This is a genomic window from Streptomyces torulosus (assembly GCF_001419765.1).
Taxonomy (GTDB): Bacteria; Actinomycetota; Actinomycetes; order Streptomycetales; family Streptomycetaceae; genus Streptomyces; species Streptomyces torulosus.
The window spans coordinates 19,935-42,909 of sequence record NZ_LIRK01000126.1; the positions used below are offsets into that span (position 1 = coordinate 19,935).

Sequence of the window (22,975 nt, forward strand, 5' to 3'; positions counted from 1 at the left end):
GGCTCCGGGAACTTCGCCGAGCGTCCGCACGCTTGCATACAGTGGCAGGACCGGCAGGACAACCGCGGTTCCAGCGACCGCGCTCGCCATCGAAGGGACGTACATGCCCATGGGTCACACGGCCACAGCCGAGGCAGGCTCCGAAGGCCTGACAGTGAAGGAGCACCGCCTGGACAACGGCCTGCGCGTGGTGCTCTCCGAGGACCACCTGACCCCGGTCGCCGCGGTGTGCCTCTGGTACGACGTCGGCTCCCGCCACGAGGTCGAGGGCCGCACCGGCCTCGCCCACCTCTTCGAGCACCTGATGTTCCAGGGCTCCAAGCAGGTCTCGGGCAACGGCCACTTCGAGCTGGTCCAGGGCGCCGGCGGCTCGCTCAACGGCACCACCAGCTGGGAGCGAACCAACTACTTCGAGACGATGCCCGCCCACCAGCTGGAGCTCGCGCTGTGGCTGGAGGCCGACCGCATGGGCAGCCTGCTGTTCGCGCTCGACCAGAAGAACCTGGACAACCAGCGGGACGTCGTCAAGAACGAGCGCCGGCAGCGCTACGACAACGTGCCGTACGGCACCGCGTTCGAGCGGATCTTCCGGCTCGCCTACCCGGAGGGCCACCCCTACCGGCACACCCCGATCGGTTCCATGGAGGACCTGGAGGCGGCCAGCCTGGAGGACGCCCGTCAGTTCTTCCGGACCTACTACGCCCCCAACAACGCCGTCCTCTCGGTCGTCGGCGACATCGACCCGGAGCAGACCCTCGCCTGGATCGAGAAGTACTTCGGCTCCATCCCGTCCTACGACGGCAAGCCGCAGCCGCGTGACGGCGGGCTGCCCGACGTCATCGGCGAGCAGCACCGCGAGGTCATCGAGGAGAAGGTGCCCGCGCGGGCGCTGATGGCCGCCTACCGCCTCCCGGAGGACGGCACACGCGCGTGCGACGCGGCCGACCTGGCCCTCGCCATCCTCGGCGGCGGCGAGTCCTCCCGCCTCTACAACCGGCTCGTCCGCCGCGACCGTACGGCGGTGACGGCCGGGTTCGGTCTGCTGCGTCTGGCCGGCGCGCCCTCCCTGGCCTGGATGGACGTCAAGACCTCCGGCGACGTCGAGGTGCCCGTCATCGAGGCCGCCGTCGACGAGGAACTCGCCCGGTTCGCCGCGGAGGGCCCCACGGCCGAGGAGATGGAGCGCGCCCACGCCCAGTTGGAGCGCGAGTGGCTGGACCGGCTCGGCACGGTCGCGGGCCGCGCCGACGAACTGTGCCGCTTCGCGGTCCTGTTCGGCGACCCCAAGCTCGCCCTGACCGCCGTCGACCGGGTGCTCGACGTGACCGCCGAGGAGGTCCAGGAGGTCGCCAAGGCGCGCCTGCGGCCCGACAACCGCGCGGTGCTCGTCTACGAGCCCGTCGACGACGACACCGACGACGAGGCCGAGAGCGCGGCGACGGACGCCGACGCGACCACCGACGAGAACGAGGAGTCGGCGAAGTGACCGAGCTCGCGACCATGGACTTCCACCCGCAGCCCCAGGCCGGCGAGGCCAGGCCCTGGGCGTTCCCGGCGCCCGAGCGCGGCACCCTGGACAACGGTCTGACGGTGCTCCGCTGCCACCGCCCCGGCCAGCAGGTCGTCGCCGTCGAGGTCCTCCTCGACGCCCCCCTGGACGCCGAGCCCGCCGGACTCGACGGCGTCGCCACGATCATGACGAGGGCCTTCTCCGAGGGCACCGACAAGCACTCCGCCGAGGAGTTCGCCGCCGAGCTGGAGCGCTGCGGCGCCACCCTCGACTCGCACGCCGACCACCCCGGCGTCCGCCTCTCCCTCGAAGTACCCGTGTCGCGGCTCGGCAAGGCGCTCGGCCTCCTCGCCGACGCCCTGCGTGCCCCCGCGTTCGCGGACAGCGAGATCGAGCGGCTCGTGGCCAACCGGCTCGACGAGATCCCGCACGAGACCGCGAACCCGGGCCGCCGGGCCGCGAAGGAGCTCTCCAAGCAGTTGTTCCCGGCGGACTCCCGTATGTCCCGGCCCCGCCAGGGCACCGAGGAGACGGTGGCGAGCATCGACTCCGCGGCCGTACGCGCCTTCTACGAGCGGCACATCCGGCCGGCGACGGCCACCGCCGTGATCGTCGGCGACCTCACCGGCGTCGACCTCGACACGCTGCTCGGCGACACCCTGGGCGCCTGGACGGGCTCCCCGGCCAAGCCCCGCACCATGCCGGCGGTGAGCGCCGACGACACCGGGCGCGTCGTCATCGTCGACCGGCCCGGCGCCGTCCAGACGCAGCTGCTCATCGGCCGCGTGGGCGTCGACCGGCACGACCGGGTGTGGCCGGCCCAGGTGCTCGGCACCTACTGCCTCGGAGGCACCCTCACCTCCCGTCTGGACCGTGTCCTGCGCGAGGAGAAGGGCTACACCTACGGCGTGCGCGCGTTCGGCCAGGTGCTGCGCTCCGCGCCCGACGGCTCCGGTGTCTCGATGCTCGCCATCAGCGGTTCCGTGGACACACCGAACACCGGTCCGGCGCTCGACGACCTGTGGACGGTGCTGCGCACCCTCGCCGCCGAGGGCCTGACCGACACCGAGCGGGACGTCGCCGTGCAGAACCTCGTCGGGGTCGCCCCCCTCAAGTTCGAGACGGCGGCGGCCGTGGCGAGCACCCTGGCCGACCAGGTCGAGCAGCACCTGCCGGACGACTACCAGTCGACGCTGTACCGACAGCTCGCCGCCACCGGCACCGTGGAGGCCACCGCGGCCGTCGTGAGCGCCTTCCCGGTGGACCGTCTGGTGACCGTCCTCGTCGGTGACGCCGCGCAGATCGAGGAGCCGGTCAGGGCTCTCGGGATCGGCGAAGTCACCGTCGTACCGGCCGAGTAGAGAAGGCCCGCGGACGAGCGGAACGAGGGGCCCCGGTGACGGAAGAGTCACCGGGGCCCCTGTTTGTCCGATTGATGGCGGAGGTTGCCTGTCTGGCCTGTGGCGTACGCCTCAAAACCCGTGATGCGTTTGTTATTTCGGAGGCGACCCGCTTAGCGTCGGTCCGGCTGTTCGCCAGCAGTTCGCCGCACCCGCGGCACCGGACAGTCATCGCCGAGTCCCCCCACGGCGCGAGCCAGGGGAGCCGGGGACCCAACCGCAGTCCCTGGGGTGAATCGGGTGCCCTTCGCGAGCTTCGCGAAACGAGGGGTGTCCGTAGGAGACCTTCCTGCTCCGAACCCGTCAGCTAACCCGGTAGGCGAGAGGGAAGGAAAGGATCAGCCACTCCATGGCGTTCACCCGCGCTCCCGGGAAGCACCGCCGTCCCGGCCGCGTGAAGCGCACGACCACGAGGACCGTGGGCGTCGCCGCTCTCACCACCACCGGTGTCGTCGGCACCGTCGCCGTCCCGGCGCTCGCCGCGGAGCCCGCCCCCGAGCAGACGGGGCTGAACCAGATCATCGTCCTCGGTGACACGGTCGCCGAGCAGGTCGACGCCCAGGCCGCCGCGCAGCAGCAGGCCGCCGAGCTGGCCGCCGTCAAGCAGAAGGCGCAGGAGGAGGCCCGCAAGGCCGCCGCCGAGAAGGCGAAGCAGGAGCGCGCCGCCGCCAAGGAGCGCGAGGAGATCAAGGCACGTGCCGCCCGCGCCGCCGAGCGCGAGCGCCTCAACGCGTATGTCTCTCCCATCACCGGCTCCTACATCTCCACCGGCTACAAGGCCGGCGGCGCAGTCTGGTCCTCCGGCAGCCACACCGGTGTCGACTTCCACGCCGCCTCCGGCACGCCCGTCCACGCCGTGGGCGCCGGCACCGTCGTCGAGGCCGGCTGGGGCGGCGCGTACGGCAACAACGTCGTGATCAAGATGAACGACGGCACGTTCACCCAGTACGGCCACCTGTCGTCCATCGGCGTCTCCGTCGGCCAGACGGTCACCCCCGGCCAGCAGATCGGCCTCTCCGGGGCGACCGGCAACGTCACCGGCCCGCACCTGCACTTCGAGGCCCGCACGACGGCCGAGTACGGCTCGGACATCGACCCCGTCGCGTACCTGCGCTCGCACGGCGTGAACGTCTGACGAAAGCTTCACCGCTTCAGGAGGCCCCGGCTCACCGAGCCGGGGCTTTCCTTGTTGCGGTGTACCCGCTGTCCAAAAAATATCCATGGATTCCGGCCCGCCATCGGAAATTCCGGCCCACTGCAATAGAGTCACCTGAACACACGTCAATCAATGACGTTTCACGGGGATTAAGACGGAGGTCGGTCATGCGTATTCCGGCGCACTCGGTATGCACGGCGATCCGTGATGACATCGTCGCGGGTGTCTACGAGCGCGGCAGCCGGCTCACCGAGGAACTGCTCGCCCGCCGGTACGGCGTGAGCCGCGTCCCTGTGCGCGAGGCGCTGCGCACGCTGGAGGCCGAGGGCTTCGTGGTGACGCGTCGGCACGCGGGCGCGTGCGTCGCCGAGCCGACCGAGCAGGAGGCCTCCGACCTGCTGGAGATGCGCATGCTGCTGGAGCCGCTCGGCGCCGCCCGCGCCGCCCAGCGCCGCACGGAGGCGCACCTCAAGGTCCTGCGCGGCCTGGTCAGGCTGGGCCAGGAGCGGGCCAGGCGGGGCAACAGCGAGGATCTGCGCTCGCTGGGCGGCTGGTTCCACGAGACGCTCGCCCAGGCCTCGGGGAGCCCCGCCCTGACCTCGACGCTCGCCCAGCTGCGGCACAAGATCGCCTGGATGTACGCGGTCGAGGCGCCTGCCAACCCTGTGGAGTCCTGGGCCGAGCACGGCGGCATCGTGGACGCCGTGGCCCGCGGTGACAGCGAGCGCGCGCGGGCGATCACCGCTCTGCACACCGAGCGGGCGACCTCGGCGCACCGGCTGCGCTTTCCGGGCCGGCCCGCGGCGGCGGAGCGAACGGATCGTGTGAGGACTTCGCAACACCCCGTAAACATGCCGAGTCTGCGGCATTAACACGAGGGCCGTATACAAAGAAGGCATGAATTCGAGGGGCGTCATTTCTGCTGCCCGCGGACGGATTTCCCGACGTCGCAGACAATTTAACCGCACCCTCTGCCCAGCGAAATGCGAAGGGCTCGCCCGATAAATCGGACGAGCCCTTCAGTGCTGCCGCGAGTGGCCTTCCGGCCGGTGTCGCGTGGGTCAGACCGTCTCGGGGAGCTCCTCGAGGCCCTCGGCGACGAGCTTCGCCAGACGGTCGAGCGCGGCGTCCGCGCCCTCGGCGTCGGAGGCGAGGACGATCTCCTCGCCGCCCTGGGCGCCCAGACCCAGGACCGCCAGCATGGAACCGGCGTTGACGGGGTTGCCGTCGGCCTTGGCGATCGTCACGGGGATACCGGAGGCCGTGGCGGCCCGGACGAAGATGGAAGCGGGGCGGGCGTGGAGGCCCTCGGCCCAGCCGACGTTGACGCGGCGCTCAGCCATGTGATGCTGCCCTTCAGGTGTGTCTCGGGTACCTCGAAGAGGTCTAGACCGGGTTGTCTAGACCAGTTTCCCATATCGTGAAGCGTCACCGGAACGGGCCCACGGCCTGACCGCGCACCGGCTGTTGTGTTTCCCCAGACTGCCCCGCGCCGTTGTCGGACGCGAGCCGTACTCTGGGGCCCATGCAGACCTCGTCGGACCGGCATGAGTACCCCGCCCACTGGGAGGCCGACGTGGTGCTGCGCGACGGCGGCACCGCACGCATCCGGCCCATCACCGTTGATGACGCCGAGCGTCTGGTCAGCTTCTACGAGCAGGTCTCCGACGAGTCGAAGTACTACCGCTTCTTCGCGCCGTACCCTCGCCTGTCCGCCAAGGACGTCCACCGCTTCACGCACCACGACTTCGTGGATCGGGTGGGTCTCGCCGCCACCGTCGGCGGCGAGTTCATCGCCACCGTACGCTATGACCGCATCGGCGCCGACGGAATGCCCGCCTCGGCCCCCGCCGACGAGGCGGAGGTCGCCTTCCTCGTCCAGGACGCCCACCAGGGCCGCGGCGTCGCCTCCGCCCTCCTCGAACACATCGCCGCCGTCGCCCGCGAGCGCGGCATCCGGCGCTTCGCCGCCGAGGTGCTGCCCGCCAACAGCAAGATGATCAAGGTGTTCACCGACGCCGGGTACCAGCAGAAGCGCAGCTTCGAGGACGGCGTCGTACGCCTGGAGTTCGGCCTGGAGCCGACCGACCGATCCCTCGCCGTGCAGCGCGCGCGGGAGCAGCGCGCCGAGGCCAGGTCGGTGCAGCGGCTCCTCGCCCCCGGCTCGGTGGCCGTCATCGGCGCCGGGCGCACACCGGGCGGCGTGGGCCGCAGTGTGCTCGCCAACCTCCGGGACGCGGGCTTCGCGGGCCGGCTCTACGCGGTGAACAAGGCCGTGCGGGAGAAGGAGCTGGACGGGGTCCCGGCGTACCCCTCCGTCCGTGACATCGAGGGCCCCGTCGACCTCGCCGTCGTGGCCGTCCCCGCCGCGCAGGTCCCCGAGGTCGTCGCCGAGTGCGGTGAACACGGTGTGCAGGGCCTCGTGGTGGTCTCCGCCGGGTACGCCGAGAGCGGCCCGGAAGGGCACGACCGCCAGCGTGAACTCGTCCGCATGGCACGCGCGTACGGCATGCGCATCATCGGGCCGAACGCGTTCGGCATCATCAACACCGCCCCCGACGTACGACTCAACGCCTCGCTCGCCCCGGAGATGCCGCGCTCCGGGCGCATCGGCCTCTTCGCCCAGTCCGGCGCCATCGGTATCGCCCTGCTGTCCCGGCTGCACCGGCGCGGGGGCGGGGTGACCGGCGTGACGGGCGTGTCCACGTTCGTGTCGTCCGGCAACCGGGCGGACGTCTCCGGCAACGACGTCATCCAGTACTGGTACGACGACCCCGACACCGATGTCGTGCTGATGTACCTGGAGTCCATCGGCAACCCGCGCAAGTTCACCCGCCTCGCCCGGCGGACCGCCGCGGTCAAACCGCTCGTCGTCGTCCAGGGAGCACGCCACGGGGCGGCCCCGCAGGGCCACGCGGTGCGCGCCACGCGGCTGCCGCACGCCACGGTGTCCGCGGTGCTGCGGCAGGCGGGGGTGATCCGGGTCGACACGATCACGGAGCTGGTGGACGCGGGGCTGCTGCTGGCCCGGCAGCCGCTCCCGGCGGGCCCGCGGGTGGCGATCCTCGGCAACTCCGAGTCGCTAGGGCTGCTCACCTATGACGCGTGCCTCGCGGAGGGGCTCCGTCCGCTGCCGCCGGTCGATCTGACGACGGCCGCCTCGGCGGACGACTTCCACCGGGTGCTGTCGGACGCCCTGGCCGACGACGCGTGCGACGCGGTCGTCGTGACGGCCATACCGGCACTGGGGGAGACGTCCCCCGACGACGCGGCCCTCGCCGAGGCGTTGCGCTCCGCGGCGGCGGCGACCCCCTCGAAGCCGGTGCTCGTCGTGCATGTCGAGCTGGGCGGCCTCGCCGAGGCACTGTCGGCCGCGGCGAGCACCGCACCCCAGGCCGGCGACCGGACCCCTGCCGCCACGAACGGTGCCCCACAGCCCCCGGCCGCCCCGGCCCAGGGGGAGACACGGCACCCCGTGGAACGACCGCCCACCGAGGCGACGGCCACTCCGGCGGCATCCCCCTCCGCCTTCACCCGTCCCCTCGCGGCGGAAGCCGCCGCGACTGCCCGGTCCGCCGACTCCCGGCTCACCCCTGTCCAGCCCGCCGACTCCCGGCTCATCCCCGCCTATCCCGCCGCCGAGCGGGCCGTCCGCGCCCTCGCCGAAGCCGTGAAGTACGCGCAGTGGCGGCGCGAGGCGGCGGAGCCGGGCAAGGTGCCCGAGTACGAGGACATCGACGAGAAGGGCGCCGCGCGGCAGATCGACGAGCTGCTCGCGCGGGACGAGGGGCTCGCCCTCGGCGCGGAGGACACCTGCGCCCTGCTCGGGCGGTACGGCATCCAGGTCCGGGAGGCGCGGCCCGCGCCCACGCCCGACGAGGCGGTGGCGGCGGCCGAGGCGCTCGGCTATCCCGTCGCGTTGAAGACGACCGCCCCGCACCTGAGGCACCGGGCGGACCTGGGCGGCGTACGGCTCGACCTGGCGGACGAGGAGCAACTGCGGCGGGCGTACACGGAGTTGACGGAGCTGTTCGGCGGGCCGGAGGAGCTGCGTCCGGTCGTCCAGGCCATGGCCCCGCGCGGTGTCGACACGATCGTACGGACGGTGGTCGACCCGGCGGCCGGAGCGGTGCTCTCCTTCGGGCTGGCCGGACCGGCGTCGCAGTTGCTCGGGGACATGGCGCACCGGCTCATTCCGGCAACCGAACGGGACGCCGCCTCCCTGGTCCGGTCGATCAGGACCGCCCCCCTCCTCTTCGGCTGGAGAGGTTCGGCGCCGGTCGACACCGGTGCCCTCGAGGAACTGCTGCTGCGGGTCTCCCGGCTGGTGGACGACCACCCCGAGGTCGTGGCCGTCTCCCTGGAGCCGGTCGTCGTCGCCCCGCACGGGCTCAGCGTGCTCGGCGCCACCGTACGGCTCGCCCGCCCGCCCGCTCGGGACGACCTCGGCCCGAGGACCCTTCCGGTCTACTGAACGCGATTCTGACTTTACCCGGAGGTAATCCGGACGCCTTTCCGGGGCGGCAATCATCATCCCTTCATAAAGGCCCCCTTTTCCTCAGTCGAAGCTCAAATACATTGTCCTTGCAATGTCCGCGTAATTACGGTCGACGCGCATCCACCCCCACGGACTCGAAGGAGAGTCATGCGGACATCACGCATGCGTCGTGGCCTTCGGCAGGCGGGACTCCTCGCCGTCGCCGTCGCGGCGCTCATGGTCACCTCGGGCCCCGTCACCGGCACGGCGTACGCCGAGTCCGGCCGCCGGCTGTGCGTCTACACCGAGAACGAGGACGGCTGGACCGAGCTCCGGAGCAACCGCGCCTTCAACGCGTACGTCGCGGTCGACTACAAGAAGGACGGCGCCTGCCCGGTGGTCGATCCGCAGAAGTTCCGGTGGAAGGTCGGCGCCCAGCCGGTGAAGAAGATCCGCTGCGAGGACTGGCCGGCCCGCGCCAACCCGTGGCCGGGCAGCGACGTGTGTACCCACCTGCCCGCGGACGCGGTCTTCGAGGCCCGCGTGTACGACGACGGCAAGGGCATCGGCTGGTCGCTCGGCGCGGACATCCGGCAGTTTTGGTGAAATACGGCCGCGGTCCCGCCCGATATACGGGACCGCAGCCCTGTTCCGGGAATTCCCGGACCGGATCCGGCGGAGAGAATCCATGGCTCTGCCGGTGACGGAATTCGCTTTCTTCCGGTGTCTCGGGAAATGCGGGCGCACCTTTTCCCGAGGTCCAGGAGGGCCGCTCTCGCAGAGGGGGCGGCCCGCCGTCAGGGCCACCGCGGTGCCGTGACCGCACGCCCTTCCGTGGGCAGGCTCCGGGCGCCGGATGCGAGAAGGCACGTCGGCCCGCTGTTCGAATGCCCCCGGGATGCCCTTGACTGAGCCGGACCGCCCTTGCCCACGGACTAGGATGGACGTCATGGCCAAGACCAGTACGACGACCCAGGGGCTGCGTGCGGCGATCGAGCGCAGCGGCTACTACCCGGCTCTCGTGGCCGAGGCGGTGGAGGCCGCTGTCGGCGGCGATGCCATCAAGTCGTACCTGGTCCACCAGGAGACGACGTTCGACGCGAACGAGGTGCGGCGCCATGTGACCGTGCTCGTCCTCACGGCCAACCGGTTCATCGTCAGCCACACCGACGAGCAGGCCGCGGACAGCACGTCGCCGACGCCCTACGCCACCACGTCCACCGAGTCGGTGAAGCTCGGCCGGATCTCCTCGGTCGTGGTCAGCCGGGTCGTCGCCAACCCCGAGTCGTACACGCCCGGCACCCTGCCGCGCGAGGTCGTCCTGACCATCGGCTGGGGCGCCGTCTCCCGTATCGACCTGGAGCCCGCCGCCTGCGGGGACCCCAACTGCGAGGCCGACCACGGCTACACGGGCAGCTCCACGGCGGACGACCTCAGCCTGCGCGTCAGCGAGGCCGGGGACGGCCCGGAGACCGTTCGCCAGGCCCTCGCCTTCGCGCAGTCCCTCTCCGAGGCGACCGCGGACCTCGCCCGCTGATGGCACTGCCCACCTGGGACCACCCGGAACCCCTCGCCGTCGGCTCCGCGCCCGTCCCCGAGTACGGCGCCGGCTCGCTCGCCGACCTCCTGCCCACCCTCGCGGCGGGCATGGAGGTCCCCGGTACGACCGCCGCGATACAGGAACTGGCGCCGGCCGACCGTGCCTGCGTCTTCCTGATCGACGGGCTCGGCTGGGAGCAGCTGCGGACGCACCCCGACGAGGCGCCCTTCATGACGTCCCTGCTGGCGTCCTCGCGCGGCGGCACCGGCCGCCCCATCACCGCCGGCTACCCCGCCACCACGGCGACCTCCCTGGCCTCCGTGGGCACCGGACTGCCACCGGGCGCGCACGGGCTCCCCGGCTACACGGTCCGCGACCCCGAGACCCGGGAGCTGATGAACCAGCTCCGCTGGCAGCCCTGGACCGCACCGCACGTGTGGCAGCCGTACCCGACGGTCTTCCAGCTCGCCCACGAGGCCGGTGTGCACACCGCGCAGGTCTCGTCCCCCACCTTCGAACACACCCCCCTGACCAAGGTCGCGCTGAGCGGCGGCACCTTCCACGGCCGCCTCTCCGCCGAGGACCGCATGGACCTGGCCGCCGCGCAACTGGGCGCCGGTGACCGGGCCCTGGTCTACACGTACTACTCCGAGGTCGACGGCGCCGGACACCGCTACGGCCTCGACTCGGACACCTGGCGCGGCCAGCTCATGCGCGTCGACCGCCTCGTCCAGCGGCTCGCGGAGCAACTCCCGCCGCGCAGCGCCCTCTACGTCACCGCCGACCACGGCATGATCGACGTCCCTTTCGACGAGCAGCACCGCATCGACTTCGACGAGGACTGGGAACTGCGCGCCGGGGTCGCCCTGCTGGGCGGCGAGGGCCGCGCCCGCCATGTGTACGCCGTGCCGGGCGCAGAGTCGGACGTCCTGACCTGCTGGCGCGAGGTTCTCGGCGAACAGTTCTGGGTCGCCTCGCGGGACGAGGCCATCGCCGCGGGCTGGTTCGGGCCGACGGTGGACGAACGGGTGTACGGCCGCATCGGTGACGTGGTCGCGGCCGCCCGCGACGACGTCCTGATCATCGCCTCCGAGCGGGAGCCCAAGGAGTCGGCGATGGTCGGCAACCACGGCTCGATGACCCCGGCGGAACAACTGGTCCCGCTCCTCGAAGTACGCTCCTGACGTCCCGCCGCACACCCCGACCGTTCCGCTGCCCTCCTTTGCCGAAAGGTGCTCACCTCACCATGTCCGAGCTGGTGTTCTTCTCCGGAACCATGGACTGCGGGAAGTCGACGCTGGCCCTCCAGATAGAGCACAACCGCTCGGCGCGGGGCCTCCAGGGCATGATCTTCACGCGCGACGACCGCGCGGGCCAGGGCAAGCTCTCCTCCCGCCTCGGCCTGGTCACCGACGCGGTCGAGGTCGAGGACGGCCAGGACCTCTACGCGTACCTCGTCGACCACCTCTCCCAGGGACGCCGCGCGGACTACGTCATCGCCGACGAGGCCCAGTTCCTCGCGCCCGAGCAGATCGACCAACTCGCCCGCGTCGTGGACGACCTGGGCCTCGACGTGTACGCCTTCGGCATCACCACCGACTTCCGCTCCAAGCTCTTCCCCGGCTCCCAGCGGCTGGTCGAGCTCGCCGACCGTGTGGAGGTCCTCCAGGTCGAGGCCCTCTGCTGGTGCGGCGCCCGCGCCACCCACAACGCCCGCACCATAGGCGGCCACATGGTCGTCGAGGGCGCCCAGGTCGTCGTGGGCGACGTCAACCAGCCCGACGACATCGGCTACGAGGTGCTCTGCCGTCGCCACCACCGCCGGCGCATGACCGCCGCGACGGCCCACGCGGGAGCCCTCTCCCCGGACGTCCTCCCGGTCGAGACGGCCTGAGCCGCCCCCCGCGGCCGCTTCCGCGCGAAGGTCACCCTCGGGCCCGCGCCTCACCACCCGCGCACGCCCGTCCCGGCACCCCCGCGCTCCGAACCTCAGCGCTCCATGTGCACCAGCGCGAAGACTGCCCCCTCCGGATCCGCCACGGTGGCCACACGGCCCTGCGGGGTGTCATCGGGCGGGGTGAGGACATGGCCGCCGAGGGCGAGGACCCGCTGGGCCGCCTCGTCGGTGTCGGTGGCCTCGAAGTACGTCAGCCAGTGCGGGCCGCGGTCACGGGGGAGCGCGGCGCCCACGCCATGGATGCCGGCGACGGGGCGGCCCTTGATGTGGAGGGTGACATGGTCGGTGTCGGGGTCGGGGGACGCCACCGGTCTCTCCTCGTAGCCGAAGGCCACCTCGTAGAACTTGGCGACGCCCTCCGTGTCATAGGTGAGCAGCTCGTCCCACGCGGGGGTGCCCGGCACACCGGTGATGTCCCTGCCGAGGTGCGCCGCCGCCTGCCAGATGCCGAAGACGGCACCCGTGGGATCCGAGCCGATCGCGAGGCGCCCCGCCTCCCCGGCGTCCAGCGGCCCGACCCCGACGGTCCCACCGCAGTGCCGCACGGTCGCCGCCGTCAGATCCACGTCGTCGGAGGCGAAGTACGGCGTCCATGCGATCGGAAGGTGCCGGTCCGGCGGCAGCTGCCCGATCCCCGCCACCTCACGCCCGTCGAGCAGCGCCCGCACATACAGGCCGAGCTGCTGCGGACCGGGCTGGAACTCCCAACCGAACAGCGCTCCGTAGAACTCCTGGGTCGCGGCCATCCCGTGCACCATCAGGCTCACCCAGCAGGGCGTGCCCGGTGGGTACGCCCCACCGTTCGGGCCGATCGACCCCCGTGCGTCGGTCATCGTCACTCTCTCCTCGGCCCCTCGCGGCCGCGTCCGTCCGCCCCGCCGTACACGTGTACCGCGTCCACCCGCGATCACGCCCCGTGCCGATGCTCGCACCACCCGTGGTGCCCGGCGTTTGCGCCGCACCGCCGCGCCCTGGCGCACGTACGTACGCGACGGGACGCGGTCGACCGTGACGCGCCGCTTTCCGCGGGGCAGGACGTGTGGTGGCCGTCGACTGTACGGCATGTGTCCGACCCCGTACGCGCGGTGATCGGAACCGTCCGGCGGGCAGAGTAGCCGGACCCGGGCGAAGGGGCCACCCCGTGCGCGAGGATGGGGCCATGAACGCCATCATCACCGCATCCGAGCTCGCCGAGGAGCTGGCCGGCCCCCGCCCGCCGGTCCTGCTGGACGTGCGCTGGCAGTTGGGCGGCCCGAACCTGCGGCCCGAGTACGACAAGGCGCACCTCCCGGGGGCCGTCTTCGTCGACCTGGACGCCGAACTCGCCGGCCCGGCGGGCGCGGCCGGCCGCCACCCGCTGCCGGACCCCGAGACCTTCGGCGCGGCGATGCGGGCGGCCGGGGTGTCCGCCGACCGCCCGGTCGTCGTCTACGACGGCGGCCTCAACTGGGCCGCCGCGCGCGCCTGGTGGCTGCTGAGCTGGTCGGGCCACCCCTCGGTGCGTGTCCTCGACGGCGGTCTCACGGCCTGGGACGGCCCGGTGACGGCCGAACTCCCCGACCCCGAGCCGGGAACCTTCACCCCCGCCCCGGGCGCCCTCCCGTTGCTCGACGCGGACGGCGCCGCGGCGCTCGCCCGCGGTGGTCTGCTCCTCGACGCGCGGGCCGCCGAGCGCTACCGCGGCGACGTGGAGCCCATCGACCCGGTCGGCGGCCACATCCCGGGCGCCGTGTCCGCACCCACCACCGAGAACGTGACCGCATCCGGTCACTTCCGTTCCGCCGCCGAACTCGCCGACCGTTTCAAGGCACTCGGCGCGACCGGGGACACGGAGGTCGGCGTGTACTGCGGCTCGGGCGTCTCCGGCGCCCACCAGGTGCTCGCCCTGGCCGTGGCGGGCATCCCGGCCGCCCTGTACGTCGGCTCCTGGTCGGAGTGGTCCCGCGACGGCGGCCGCCCGGTCGCCACCGGACCCGACCCCCAGTGACCCACCGCTGACAGGCATGCCATGGGGCCCGCGTCTGAACGACGCGGGCCCCACACACGTATGAGAGACCGAACCCCCACCCATGGAAGAAGAACCGGAAGCAGAAGAAAGCAGAAACGGATCGGCATGCACGACCGTTCCTGCTCGCAGCCGCCGACCCCCACCTCCTACCGCTGTTTCCCGCTACTCCTGTTTCTTGCGGCGCGTGCCGAACACGATCTCGTCCCAGCTGGGCACCGCCGCGCGCCGACCCGGTCGTACGCCGTCGGCCTCGGCCTGGCGGTCCGTGGAGCCGATGAGCCGGTCGCGGTGGCCGTTGACCGACCGCGGCGGCATGAGGACGTCCGCGTAGGCGGAACCGGCCGAGGCCGCGGGGGCGGCGGACTCCTCGTCCACCTCCTCGACGGACTCGTCCTGCGGTTCGGCGGCGGGCAGTTCGGGCACCACCAGGTCGCCCCGGTAGCTGGGAACGGCCTCCAGGATGCTCGTGAGCGAGTCGCGCTCGCTCACGCTCTCCTCGTCGGACTCCGGTGTCACGGCCGGCAGGACGGGACGTTCCGCCTGGCGGTCGCGGGGCAGCCGGGCGATCCGCGGCACGAACGGGAAGCTCGGTTCGGGCGCGCCCAGATCGTCGGACTCGCCGATCAGGGAGCGCGCCTCGTCGTCGACGGCCTGGACCAGCCGCCGGGGCGGGTCGTACGTCCAGCTCGCCGAGTGCGGTTCGCCCGCGACCCGGTACACCAGCAGGACCTCCCAGGTGCCGTCGTCGCGGCGCCACGAGTCCCACTGGACGGTGTCCTTCTCGGCGCCGCGGATCAACAGCCGTTCCTGGACGGCCTCGCCGAGCTGCGGGCCTGCGGCGTTCTCGCCGGGGCGGCGGACCGGGGTCTTGCGTGCCCGCTCGGCCATGAAGGCGCGCTCGGCCAGTACCGGCCCCTCGAACCGGCGCACCCGGTCGACGGGGATACCGGCGAGCTGCGCGACCTCCTCGGCCGTGGCACCCGCACGTATACGCGCCTGGATGTCACGGGGACGGAGATGGCTCTCGACCTCGATCTCGATCTGGCCGAGACGGGGACGGTCGCCGCGCACGGCGGCACGCAGGCGCTCGTCGATCGGAAGCGTGTACTCCGTGGAATCGGCAGCCTTCAGCACCAGCCGTGTGCCGTCATTGGAGACGGCCACGACACGCAGTTCGGGCATGGGGACCTCCCGGGTGGTGCCTGCCGACGTCACGTGCGTCGCTGCTTCCGCTAGTCGAGTGTGGCCTGCCCGGGTGCAGCCTGCCACAACCTTGCCGAGTTGCCCGGCGTGTCGGGCGTGGGCCCGAGGCCGCCGTTATGGCACGGTTACCTATTCGCAACGCTAAGTGACGAACCTCATCACCCTGTGCAACGATCCCCCTCCCGGCGGTCCTCGTGGGCCCCGGACACCCTGGCGGGAGTCCGGACCCAGGGCTCGCAACAGTACTCCATTCGGGCCACTTGCGTGGATCGGCACGCCGCTCGACTTCTGGTGAGAGACGGCAATCGGCCGCAGGGGAGGGCCCTTTCGTCACGCCGGGTAGGGGGAGGTCGTCACGCGATCACCGGCACCGGCCGCCCGGCTACGCGCCGAGGACGCGGCGCAAGTAGTCGTTCTGGAAACGCCGTTCGGGGTCGAGCCGGTCGCGCAGGGCGGTGAACTCGCCGAAGCGGGGGTAGACCTTGGCGAAGTAGTCCGTGTCCCGTGTGTGCACCTTGCCCCAGTGCGGGCGCCCCTCGTGCGCCGTGAAGATCCGCTCGGCGGCCGTGAAGTACGCCTGATAGGGCGTACCCCTGAACATGTGGACGGCGATGTAGGCGCTGTCCCGGCCGGAGGCGGTGGAGAGGGTGATGTCGTCGGCCGGCGCGGTGCGGACCTCCACCGGGAAGCTGACGCGGAGGTTGGAGCGATCGACCATCGCCTTGAGTTCACGCAGTGTGTCCACCAGGGCCTCACGCGGAACGGCGTATTCCATCTCCACGAAGCGCACCCGGCGCGGAGAGGTGAAGACCTTGTAGGGGATGTCGGTGTAGCTGCGCGCGGACAGGGCGCGGCTGGAGATCTGGGCGATCGTCGGGATGGTGGCGGGCACGGCCTGGCCGACCAGGTTGGCCACCTGGAAGACGCCGTTGGAGAGGAACTCGTCCTCGAACCAGCTGTTCAGCTGAGGGACGGGCTTCTCCGGGCCGGCGCTGCGGTTGTTGCGCTTGGTGTTGGTGTTGCCGGTGTGCGGGAACCAGTAGAACTCGAAGTGCTCGTTCTCGGCGTGCAGTTCGTCGAACTCGGCCAGCACCTTCTCGAACGGCATCGGCTCCTCGCGGGCCGTGAGCAGGAAGATCGGCTCCACGGCGAAGGTGATCGCGGTGACGATGCCGAGCGCGCCGATGCCGACGCGGGCGGCCGCGAAGACGTCCGCGTTCTCCGTGGCGGAACAGGTGAGGATCGAGCCGTCCGCGGTGACCAGCTCAAGTCCCTTGATCTGGGCGGCGATCGAGGCGGACTCGCGGCCCGTGCCGTGGGTGCCGGTACTGGTGGCCCCGGAGACCGTCTGCTCCATGATGTCGCCCATGTTCGTGAGCGACAGGCCCTCGCGCGCGAGCGCCACATTGAGTCTCTTGAGCGGAGTGCCCGCGCCCACCGTGACGGTCATGGCGTCACGATCGATGTTGCGTATGCCCGTCAACAGTTGAGGGCGGATCAATACGCCGTCGGTCGCGGCGGCGGCCGTGAAGGAGTGCCCCGTGCCGACGGCCTTCACCCTGAGGTCGTCCTCGGCGGCCCGGCGCACCGCCGCGGCGAGTTCCTCGACGGTGGCAGGGGTGACCTCCCGTACGGGCCGGGCGGTCACGTTCCCCGCCCAGTTACGCCACGTGCCGCTCTTGCCGATCACTGTGGTGCTCATGGGGCCCTCCCCGCTCCGGTGCCGGCCTGCGCAGCCGGCGGTACCCAAGAAAACCGACCGCGACCGCGACGGCACCGGACACCGCCGGAACCCCGTACCCGGCGTCCGCCCCGGCTGCGTCGATCACCCAGCCGGACACGGAGGAGCCGAGCGCGACGCCGACCGCGAGTCCGGTGCTCACCCAGGTCATGCCCTCGGTCAGTTGCGCGCGTGGTACGTGCTCTTCGATCAGGGACATCGTCGTGATCATCGTGGGTGCGATGGACAGCCCCGCGACGAAGAGCGCCACGGCCAGAAACGGCAAGTTTCCGACCAGTAGGAGGGGGATCATACTCACGGCCATGCCGCAGACGCCCAGCAGCCAGCGAAGCTCGGCCGCCCCGGAGAACCGCATCAGTCCGAACACGACGCCGGCGAGGCAGGACCCGGCCGCGTAGACGGCCAGGACGACGCTCGCGGCGGCCTTGTGGCCCTGCTCCTCGGCGAAGGCCACGGTGACCACGTCGACGGCCCCGAAGATCGCCCCGGTCGCCACGAACGTGGCCACCAGCACCTGCAGTCCGGGCGAGCGCAGCGCGGAACGGCCGCGTCCCTGCTGCCCGCGCGGGTGCGGGGCGGGCTCGGTGGCCCGCTGGGAGGTCAGCCAGAACACGCCGACCGCGAGGAAGCAGGCGGCGAGCAGCGGCCCGGCCTCCGGGAACCACGCCGTCGACAGGCCGATGGAGATGATCGGCCCGAAGATGAAGCAGACCTCGTCCACCACGGACTCGAACGAATAGGCGGTGTGCAGCCGCGGAGTGCCCCGGTACAGGGCCGCCCAGCGTGCCCGGGTCATCGCGCCGAGGCTCGGCACGCAGCCGATGCCGGCCGAGCACACGTACAGCACCCAGTCCGGCCAGCCGAAGTGCGCGGCGCACAGCAGCCCCGCGGCCGCGGTCAGCGCGACGAGCGTCGCCGGGCGCAGCACCCGCCGCTGCCCGTACTGGTCCACCAGGCGGGAGATCTGCGGGCCGAGCACGGCGGCGGACAGCGCGATGGTCGCCGACAGGGCGCCGGCGAGGCCGTACCGCCCCGTGAGCTGCGAGATCATCGTGACCACGCCGATGCCCATCATCGACAGCGGCATACGGCCGATGAAGCCCGCGGCGGTGAAGCCCTTGGTGCCGGGCGCGGCGAACAGAGCGGTGTACGGGCTGGGCACGGCGGGTCTCCGAAAGGTGCGGGAAGCGGAGGGAACCGGTCCCTGGCCGGTGCTGTAAGGCGTGAAGGCAGCCGATACAGCTTACGGGTCAGGCAAACCTAAGTCATCTCCGAAAACGGGCCGGAATCCCGCCCGTCGGTGCCGGGTGGCAGGATCGACCCATGCCACACGCGCACGACGCCACCCCCTACGACGCCCTGCTCCTGCTCTCGTTCGGCGGCCCGGAGGGCCCGGACGACGTGATCCCCTTCCTGGAGAACGTGACGCGGGGGCGCGGTATCCCCAAGGAACGTCTCAAGGAAGTCGGCGAGCACTACTTCCGGTTCGGCGGGGTCAGCCCCATCAACGACCAGAACCGCGCCCTCCTCGACGCCCTCCGCAAGGACTTCGCCGAGCACGGCCTGGACCTGCCGATCTACTGGGGCAACCGCAACTGGGCGCCCTACCTCACCGACACCCTGCGCGAGATGGTCGCCGACGGCCGCCGTCGCATCCTGGTCCTCGCCACCAGCGCCTACGCCTCCTACTCGGGCTGCCGCCAGTACCGCGAGAACCTCGCCGACTCGCTCGCCGCCCTGGAGGCCGAGGGCCTGGAGCTGCCGAGGATCGACAAGATCCGGCACTACTTCAACCACCCGGGCTTCCTGGAGCCCATGATCGACGGGGTGGTCGAGTCCCTCGCCGACCTCCCCGAGGACGTCCGCGACGGCGCGCACATCGCCTTCTGCACGCACTCCATCCCGAACGCGTCGGCGGACACCTCCGGCCCGGTCGAGGGGCACGGCGGGGGCGGCGCCTACGTCGAGGAGCACCTGGACGTCTCCCGGCTCATCGTGGAGGCCGTGCGCGAGCGGACCGGCGTGGAGCACCCCTGGCAGCTCGTCTACCAGTCCCGTTCGGGGGCCCCGCACATCCCGTGGCTGGAGCCCGACATCTGCGACCACCTGGAGGAGCTGAGCGGGTCCGGCGCCCCGGCCGTCGTGATGGCGCCCATCGGGTTCGTCTCGGACCACATGGAGGTCCTGTACGACCTCGACACCGAGGCCATGGCCAAGGGCGAGGAGCTGGGACTGCCGGTGCGCCGCTCGGCCACCGTGGGCGCCGACCCGCGCTTCGCCGCCGCGATCCGCGACCTGGTCCTGGAGCGCGCCGCCGTCGAGCGGGGCCAGGACGTGACGCCCTGCGCCCTCGGCGCCCTCGGCGCGAGCCACCAACTCTGCCCGGTCGGCTGCTGCCCGGCCCGCGCCCCGAAGCCCGCCGCCGCGGGCGCCGACAGCCCGTACGCGTGAGGAGCACCGTGAACGACCAGCCGAACCACCCGGACGGGCTCAAGGCCGAACTGCTGGAGATCGCCCTGGAGGCGGCCCACCGCGCGGGCGCCTTCCTCCACGACGGCCGACCCGAGGACCTCGGGGTGGCCGCCACCAAGTCCAGCGCGGTCGACGTCGTCACCGAGATGGACATCGCCTCCGAGAAGCTGATCACCGGCCTGCTGGCCGAGCGCAGGCCGCACGACGGCGTGCTCGGCGAGGAGGGCGCCAGCGTCGAGGGCACCAGCGGTGTCCAGTGGGTGATCGACCCGATCGACGGCACCGTCAACTACCTGTACGGCCTGCCGAGCTGGGCCGTGTCCATAGCGGCCCGCGTGGACGGCGAGACGGTCGTCGGCGTGGTCCACGCCCCCGTGCGCGGCGAGACCTACCGCGCGGTCCTCGGCGAGGGCGCGTACGTGAACGACCGCCCCGCGCGCGTGCGGCCCGCCCCCGCCCCCGCGCTGGCCCTGGTCGGCACGGGCTTCGGCTACCGCGCCGAGCGCCGGGCCAGGCAGGCCGACGTGCTGCGCGAGCTGATCCCCGAGGTCCGCGACATCCGCCGCGGCGGCTCGGCCGCGATCGACCTGTGCGACGTCGCCGTGGGCCGCCTGGACGCGTACTACGAGCGCGGCCTGAACGCCTGGGACTACGCGGCGGGCGACCTCATCGCCCGGGAGGCGGGCGCCCTGACCGGTGGACGCCCCGGACAGCCCCTCTCACCCGACCTGACCATCGCCGCCCCACCCGGCCTCTTCGAGGCCCTCCAGACCCGCCTGGAGGAGCTCGGCGCCTGGCACGACTGAGCGGGCCGGCGGCGGCACGCGTAAGCGGCACACAAAAGAGCGGGACCCCAGGCCGGCTGCCTGGGGTCCCGCTGTCGTTCGCGTGGGTCCGGATCAGACGCTGAACGCGCCGACCTCCACACCGTGGTCGGCGGCGAGGCGGTGCAGGTCGTCGAGCTCGGCCTGCTCCACTTCGACGAGGAAGTCGTCGCCCTCGTCACGAGCCCTGGTCAGGTCGGACTCGGTCGCCCTTATGCGCTGCAGAAGTCCTGCGGTGAATGCGTCCATGCTGCGCCCCCTCGTCCTGGTCGTGGGTCGATGGCACGGGGGTGTGCCGGTTCGGAAGGGACGATCACGCTTCTTGTGGATGCCCAGCGCCACCCGTGCCGGGCGGCGTCGGTGCCGGACACCCACGCCCGCTCTGCGGAAAGCGGATCGCCGTGTACCGCATGGTGGTGCGGCACAAGCAGAGCGTGATCGCGGGGTGTAAAGCCTGTCCTCCCCTCGCCGTCTCGGACGGAAACCTCAACCGGACGAAAAAATCCCGCATTCCCGGTCGGCTCCGGGCAGGAGATCGCCTTACCGCCGACTTACGGCCGAAAAAGGCAGGATGGAGGTCACACACCCACGAACACCCTGCCTGTGTGCGCCTTCGGCGCGCTACGCGGGTGGACACAGGAAGGACAAGCGACGTGCGCGTACTCGTCGTCGAGGACGAGCAGCTGCTCGCCGATGCGGTGGCCACCGGACTGCGCCGGGAGGCCATGGCCGTCGACGTCGTGTACGACGGAGCGGCCGCCCTGGAGCGCATCGGCGTCAACGACTACGACGTGGTCGTCCTCGACCGCGACCTCCCCCTCGTCCACGGCGACGACGTCTGTCGCAAGCTCGTCGAGCTGGGCCTGCCCACGCGCGTGCTGATGCTCACCGCGTCCGGCGACGTCAGCGACCGCGTCGAGGGCCTGGAGATCGGCGCCGACGACTATCTGCCCAAGCCGTTCGCCTTCAGTGAGCTGATCGCGCGCGTGCGGGCCCTCGGCCGGCGGACGAGCGTGCCCCTGCCGCCGGTCCTGGAGCGCGCCGGGATCAAGCTCGACCCCAACCGCCGCGAGGTCTTCCGCGACGGCAAGGAGGTCCAGCTCGCGCCCAAGGAGTTCGCGGTCCTGGAGGTGCTGATGCGCAGCGAGGGCGCCGTCGTCTCCGCGGAGCAGCTGCTGGAGAAGGCCTGGGACGAGAACACCGACCCGTTCACCAACGTCGTCCGCGTCACCGTCATGACGCTGCGCCGCAAGCTCGGCGAGCCACCGGTGATCGTCACCGTGCCCGGCTCCGGCTACCGGATCTGATCGCCATGGCCACGACCCCGGCACCCCCCGCAGCTCCGCCCAAGCCCACCTGGGACCCCCAGCGGCCGCAGGTCCCGTTCCCGTGGCTGCGCCCGACCATCCGCATACGGCTCACGCTGCTGTACGGCGGCATGTTCCTGATCGCCGGCATCCTGCTGCTGTCGATCATCTATCTGCTGGCCGCCCAGGCGATCAACACCGGCAACCAGCCACTGTTCAAGATCGTCGGCGGCGATCGCATCAGCGTCTCCAGCGAGCAGTGCCCCGCCGTCGACGCCGACTCGTCGGTCAACGTCCCGCTCACCGACTTCAACGCGGCGATCGCCAACTGCATCGACGACCAGCGCCGGGCCGCCCTGGACGCCCTGCTCAGCCGCTCGCTGCTGGCCCTGCTGGGGCTCGCCGTGATCGCGTTCGCCTTCGGCTACGCGATGGCGGGCCGGGTGCTCGCACCGCTCGGCCGCATCACGCGCACCGCGCGCGCGGTGGCCGGGTCGGACCTCTCCCGCCGTATCGAGCTGGACGGGCCGGACGACGAGCTGAAGGAGCTGGCGGACACCTTCGACGACATGCTGGAGCGGCTCCAACGGGCCTTCACGGCCCAGCAGCGCTTCGTCGGCAACGCCTCGCACGAGCTGCGCACCCCCCTGGCGATCAACCGCACGCTGCTGGAGGTGCACCTCTCCGATCCGAACGCGCCCGCGGAGCTGCAACAGCTGGGCAAGACCCTGCTGGCCACCAACGAGCGCAGCGAGCAGCTCGTCGAGGGGCTGCTGCTGCTCGCCCGCAGCGACAACCAGATCGTCGAGCGCAAGCCCGTGGACCTCGCCGAGGTCGCCTCCCAGGCCGTCGACCAGGTGCACGCCGAGGCGGACGCCAAGAAGGTGGAGATCCGCGGCGAGCGGGCTCCTGCGGTCGTCCAGGGCAACGGCGTCCTGCTGGAGCGGATCGCGCTGAACCTCGTCCAGAACGCCGTCCGGTACAACGTGCCGGGGCCGGGCGGCTGGGTCGAGGTGACGACGGAGCTCCAGCAGGGCCAGGCGGTCCTCGTGGTCACGAACACCGGCCCCGTGGTGCCGGCGTACGAGATCGACAACATCTTCGAACCGTTCCGGCGGCTGCGGACGGAGCGCACGGGAAGCGACAAGGGCGTGGGCCTCGGCCTGTCGATCGTCCGGTCCGTGGCCCGCGCGCACGGCGGCCACATCGCCGCCCAGCCACGTGAAGGGGGCGGGCTGGTGATGCGCGTGACCCTGCCCGTCTGAGAAAATGTGCCGGCTTCCGGGACATGTTCGCTTCACGCGGAATTTCCCGGAGGGCCCATGAGTTCTGATCAGAACAGTCGCGCACGACCAATGTGTGATCGATCACATGGGCGAA

The 22,975-nt window shown here is 71.7% G+C and carries 20 protein-coding genes and 1 riboswitch; of the genes, 14 read left to right on the forward strand and 6 right to left on the reverse strand.

Features of this window, described 5'->3' with window-relative positions; all coding sequences use genetic code 11:
* Positions 1-109: 109 nt before the first annotated feature.
* From AOK23_RS09705 to AOK23_RS09720, 4 genes are all read left to right on the forward strand, one after another.
* On the forward strand, positions 110-1,486 hold the full coding sequence (locus tag AOK23_RS09705) for a M16 family metallopeptidase (RefSeq protein ID WP_206336167.1): 1,377 nt from the start codon (positions 110-112) through the stop codon (positions 1,484-1,486).
* Positions 1,483-2,871: a M16 family metallopeptidase gene (locus AOK23_RS09710; protein ID WP_055712343.1), complete on the forward strand. Its 1,389-nt coding sequence runs from the start codon at positions 1,483-1,485 to the stop codon at positions 2,869-2,871. Before AOK23_RS09705 ends, AOK23_RS09710 begins: the two co-directional genes overlap by 4 nt.
* A 201-nt stretch (positions 2,872-3,072) precedes the next feature.
* A riboswitch (cyclic di-AMP (ydaO/yuaA leader) is annotated at positions 3,073-3,247 on the forward strand.
* A 12-nt stretch (positions 3,248-3,259) separates the two neighbouring features.
* Positions 3,260-4,045, forward strand: coding sequence for a M23 family metallopeptidase (locus AOK23_RS09715; RefSeq protein WP_055712344.1), 786 nt, complete (start codon positions 3,260-3,262; stop codon positions 4,043-4,045).
* Between the two features lie 188 nt (positions 4,046-4,233).
* On the forward strand, positions 4,234-4,938 hold the full coding sequence (locus tag AOK23_RS09720) for a GntR family transcriptional regulator (RefSeq protein WP_055712345.1): 705 nt from the start codon (positions 4,234-4,236) through the stop codon (positions 4,936-4,938).
* A gap of 189 nt (positions 4,939-5,127) precedes the next feature.
* Here the strand turns inward: AOK23_RS09720 and AOK23_RS09725 are convergent, their stop codons facing one another.
* Positions 5,128-5,409: an HPr family phosphocarrier protein gene (locus tag AOK23_RS09725; RefSeq protein WP_055541657.1), complete on the reverse strand. Its 282-nt coding sequence runs from the start codon at positions 5,407-5,409 to the stop codon at positions 5,128-5,130.
* Between the two features lie 182 nt (positions 5,410-5,591).
* Between AOK23_RS09725 and AOK23_RS09730 the strand changes: the two genes are divergently transcribed.
* The 5 genes from AOK23_RS09730 (at position 5,592) to AOK23_RS09750 (ending at position 11,977) form a co-directional block, all read left to right on the forward strand.
* Positions 5,592-8,540, forward strand: a complete 2,949-nt coding sequence (locus tag AOK23_RS09730; RefSeq protein WP_055712346.1) for a bifunctional acetate--CoA ligase family protein/GNAT family N-acetyltransferase — start codon at positions 5,592-5,594, stop codon at positions 8,538-8,540.
* A gap of 171 nt (positions 8,541-8,711) precedes the next feature.
* Positions 8,712-9,149, forward strand: coding sequence for a hypothetical protein (locus AOK23_RS09735; RefSeq protein WP_157877985.1), 438 nt, complete (start codon positions 8,712-8,714; stop codon positions 9,147-9,149).
* A gap of 343 nt (positions 9,150-9,492) precedes the next feature.
* Entirely contained in the window at positions 9,493-10,080 is a 588-nt protein-coding gene (locus AOK23_RS09740) for a DUF5998 family protein (RefSeq protein ID WP_055712374.1), read from the forward strand.
* Positions 10,080-11,267, forward strand: a complete 1,188-nt coding sequence (locus tag AOK23_RS09745) for an alkaline phosphatase family protein (RefSeq protein ID WP_055712348.1) — start codon at positions 10,080-10,082, stop codon at positions 11,265-11,267. The genes AOK23_RS09740 and AOK23_RS09745 overlap by 1 nt, the downstream gene beginning before the upstream one ends.
* A 62-nt stretch (positions 11,268-11,329) precedes the next feature.
* Positions 11,330-11,977: a thymidine kinase gene (locus tag AOK23_RS09750; RefSeq protein ID WP_055520731.1), complete on the forward strand. Its 648-nt coding sequence runs from the start codon at positions 11,330-11,332 to the stop codon at positions 11,975-11,977.
* Between the two features lie 95 nt (positions 11,978-12,072).
* Here AOK23_RS09750 and AOK23_RS09755 read toward each other — a convergent pair whose 3' ends face one another.
* Positions 12,073-12,873, reverse strand: a complete 801-nt coding sequence (locus AOK23_RS09755) for a VOC family protein (protein ID WP_055712349.1) — start codon at positions 12,871-12,873, stop codon at positions 12,073-12,075.
* Between the two features lie 326 nt (positions 12,874-13,199).
* Between AOK23_RS09755 and AOK23_RS09760 the strand changes: the two genes are divergently transcribed.
* Positions 13,200-14,027, forward strand: a complete 828-nt coding sequence (locus AOK23_RS09760; RefSeq protein WP_055712350.1) for a sulfurtransferase — start codon at positions 13,200-13,202, stop codon at positions 14,025-14,027.
* Between the two features lie 183 nt (positions 14,028-14,210).
* Here AOK23_RS09760 and sepH read toward each other — a convergent pair whose 3' ends face one another.
* From sepH to AOK23_RS09775, 3 genes are all read right to left on the reverse strand, one after another.
* Entirely contained in the window at positions 14,211-15,230 is a 1,020-nt protein-coding gene (sepH, locus tag AOK23_RS09765) for a septation protein SepH (protein WP_055712351.1), read from the reverse strand.
* A 403-nt stretch (positions 15,231-15,633) separates the two neighbouring features.
* Complete coding sequence (locus AOK23_RS09770; protein ID WP_055712352.1) at positions 15,634-16,953, reverse strand: D-arabinono-1,4-lactone oxidase; 1,320 nt, start codon at positions 16,951-16,953, stop codon at positions 15,634-15,636.
* Positions 16,913-18,154, reverse strand: a complete 1,242-nt coding sequence (locus tag AOK23_RS09775) for an MFS transporter (RefSeq protein ID WP_055712353.1) — start codon at positions 18,152-18,154, stop codon at positions 16,913-16,915. The genes AOK23_RS09770 and AOK23_RS09775 overlap by 41 nt, the downstream gene beginning before the upstream one ends.
* Positions 18,155-18,315: 161 nt before the next feature.
* Between AOK23_RS09775 and AOK23_RS09780 the strand changes: the two genes are divergently transcribed.
* Together AOK23_RS09780 and AOK23_RS09785 are read left to right on the forward strand one after the other, a co-directional pair.
* Entirely contained in the window at positions 18,316-19,443 is a 1,128-nt protein-coding gene (locus tag AOK23_RS09780) for a ferrochelatase (RefSeq protein WP_055712354.1), read from the forward strand.
* 8 nt (positions 19,444-19,451) lie between these two features.
* The gene (locus tag AOK23_RS09785; RefSeq protein WP_055712355.1) at positions 19,452-20,270 is read left to right on the forward strand and encodes an inositol monophosphatase family protein; all 819 of its coding nucleotides are present in this window, start codon (positions 19,452-19,454) and stop codon (positions 20,268-20,270) included.
* 93 nt (positions 20,271-20,363) lie between these two features.
* On the opposite strand, the gene AOK23_RS48400 is transcribed toward AOK23_RS09785, so the two are convergent.
* Positions 20,364-20,537, reverse strand: coding sequence for a hypothetical protein (locus AOK23_RS48400; RefSeq protein ID WP_167738856.1), 174 nt, complete (start codon positions 20,535-20,537; stop codon positions 20,364-20,366).
* Between the two features lie 404 nt (positions 20,538-20,941).
* On the opposite strand from AOK23_RS48400, the gene AOK23_RS09790 reads away from it, so the two are divergent.
* Together AOK23_RS09790 and AOK23_RS09795 are read left to right on the forward strand one after the other, a co-directional pair.
* The gene (locus tag AOK23_RS09790) at positions 20,942-21,595 is read left to right on the forward strand and encodes a response regulator transcription factor (RefSeq protein WP_009340866.1); all 654 of its coding nucleotides are present in this window, start codon (positions 20,942-20,944) and stop codon (positions 21,593-21,595) included.
* A gap of 5 nt (positions 21,596-21,600) precedes the next feature.
* A complete protein-coding gene (locus tag AOK23_RS09795) occupies positions 21,601-22,860 on the forward strand; it encodes a sensor histidine kinase (RefSeq protein WP_055520739.1) in 1,260 nt (419 codons plus the stop codon).
* The last annotated feature ends 115 nt before the right edge of the window (positions 22,861-22,975 follow it).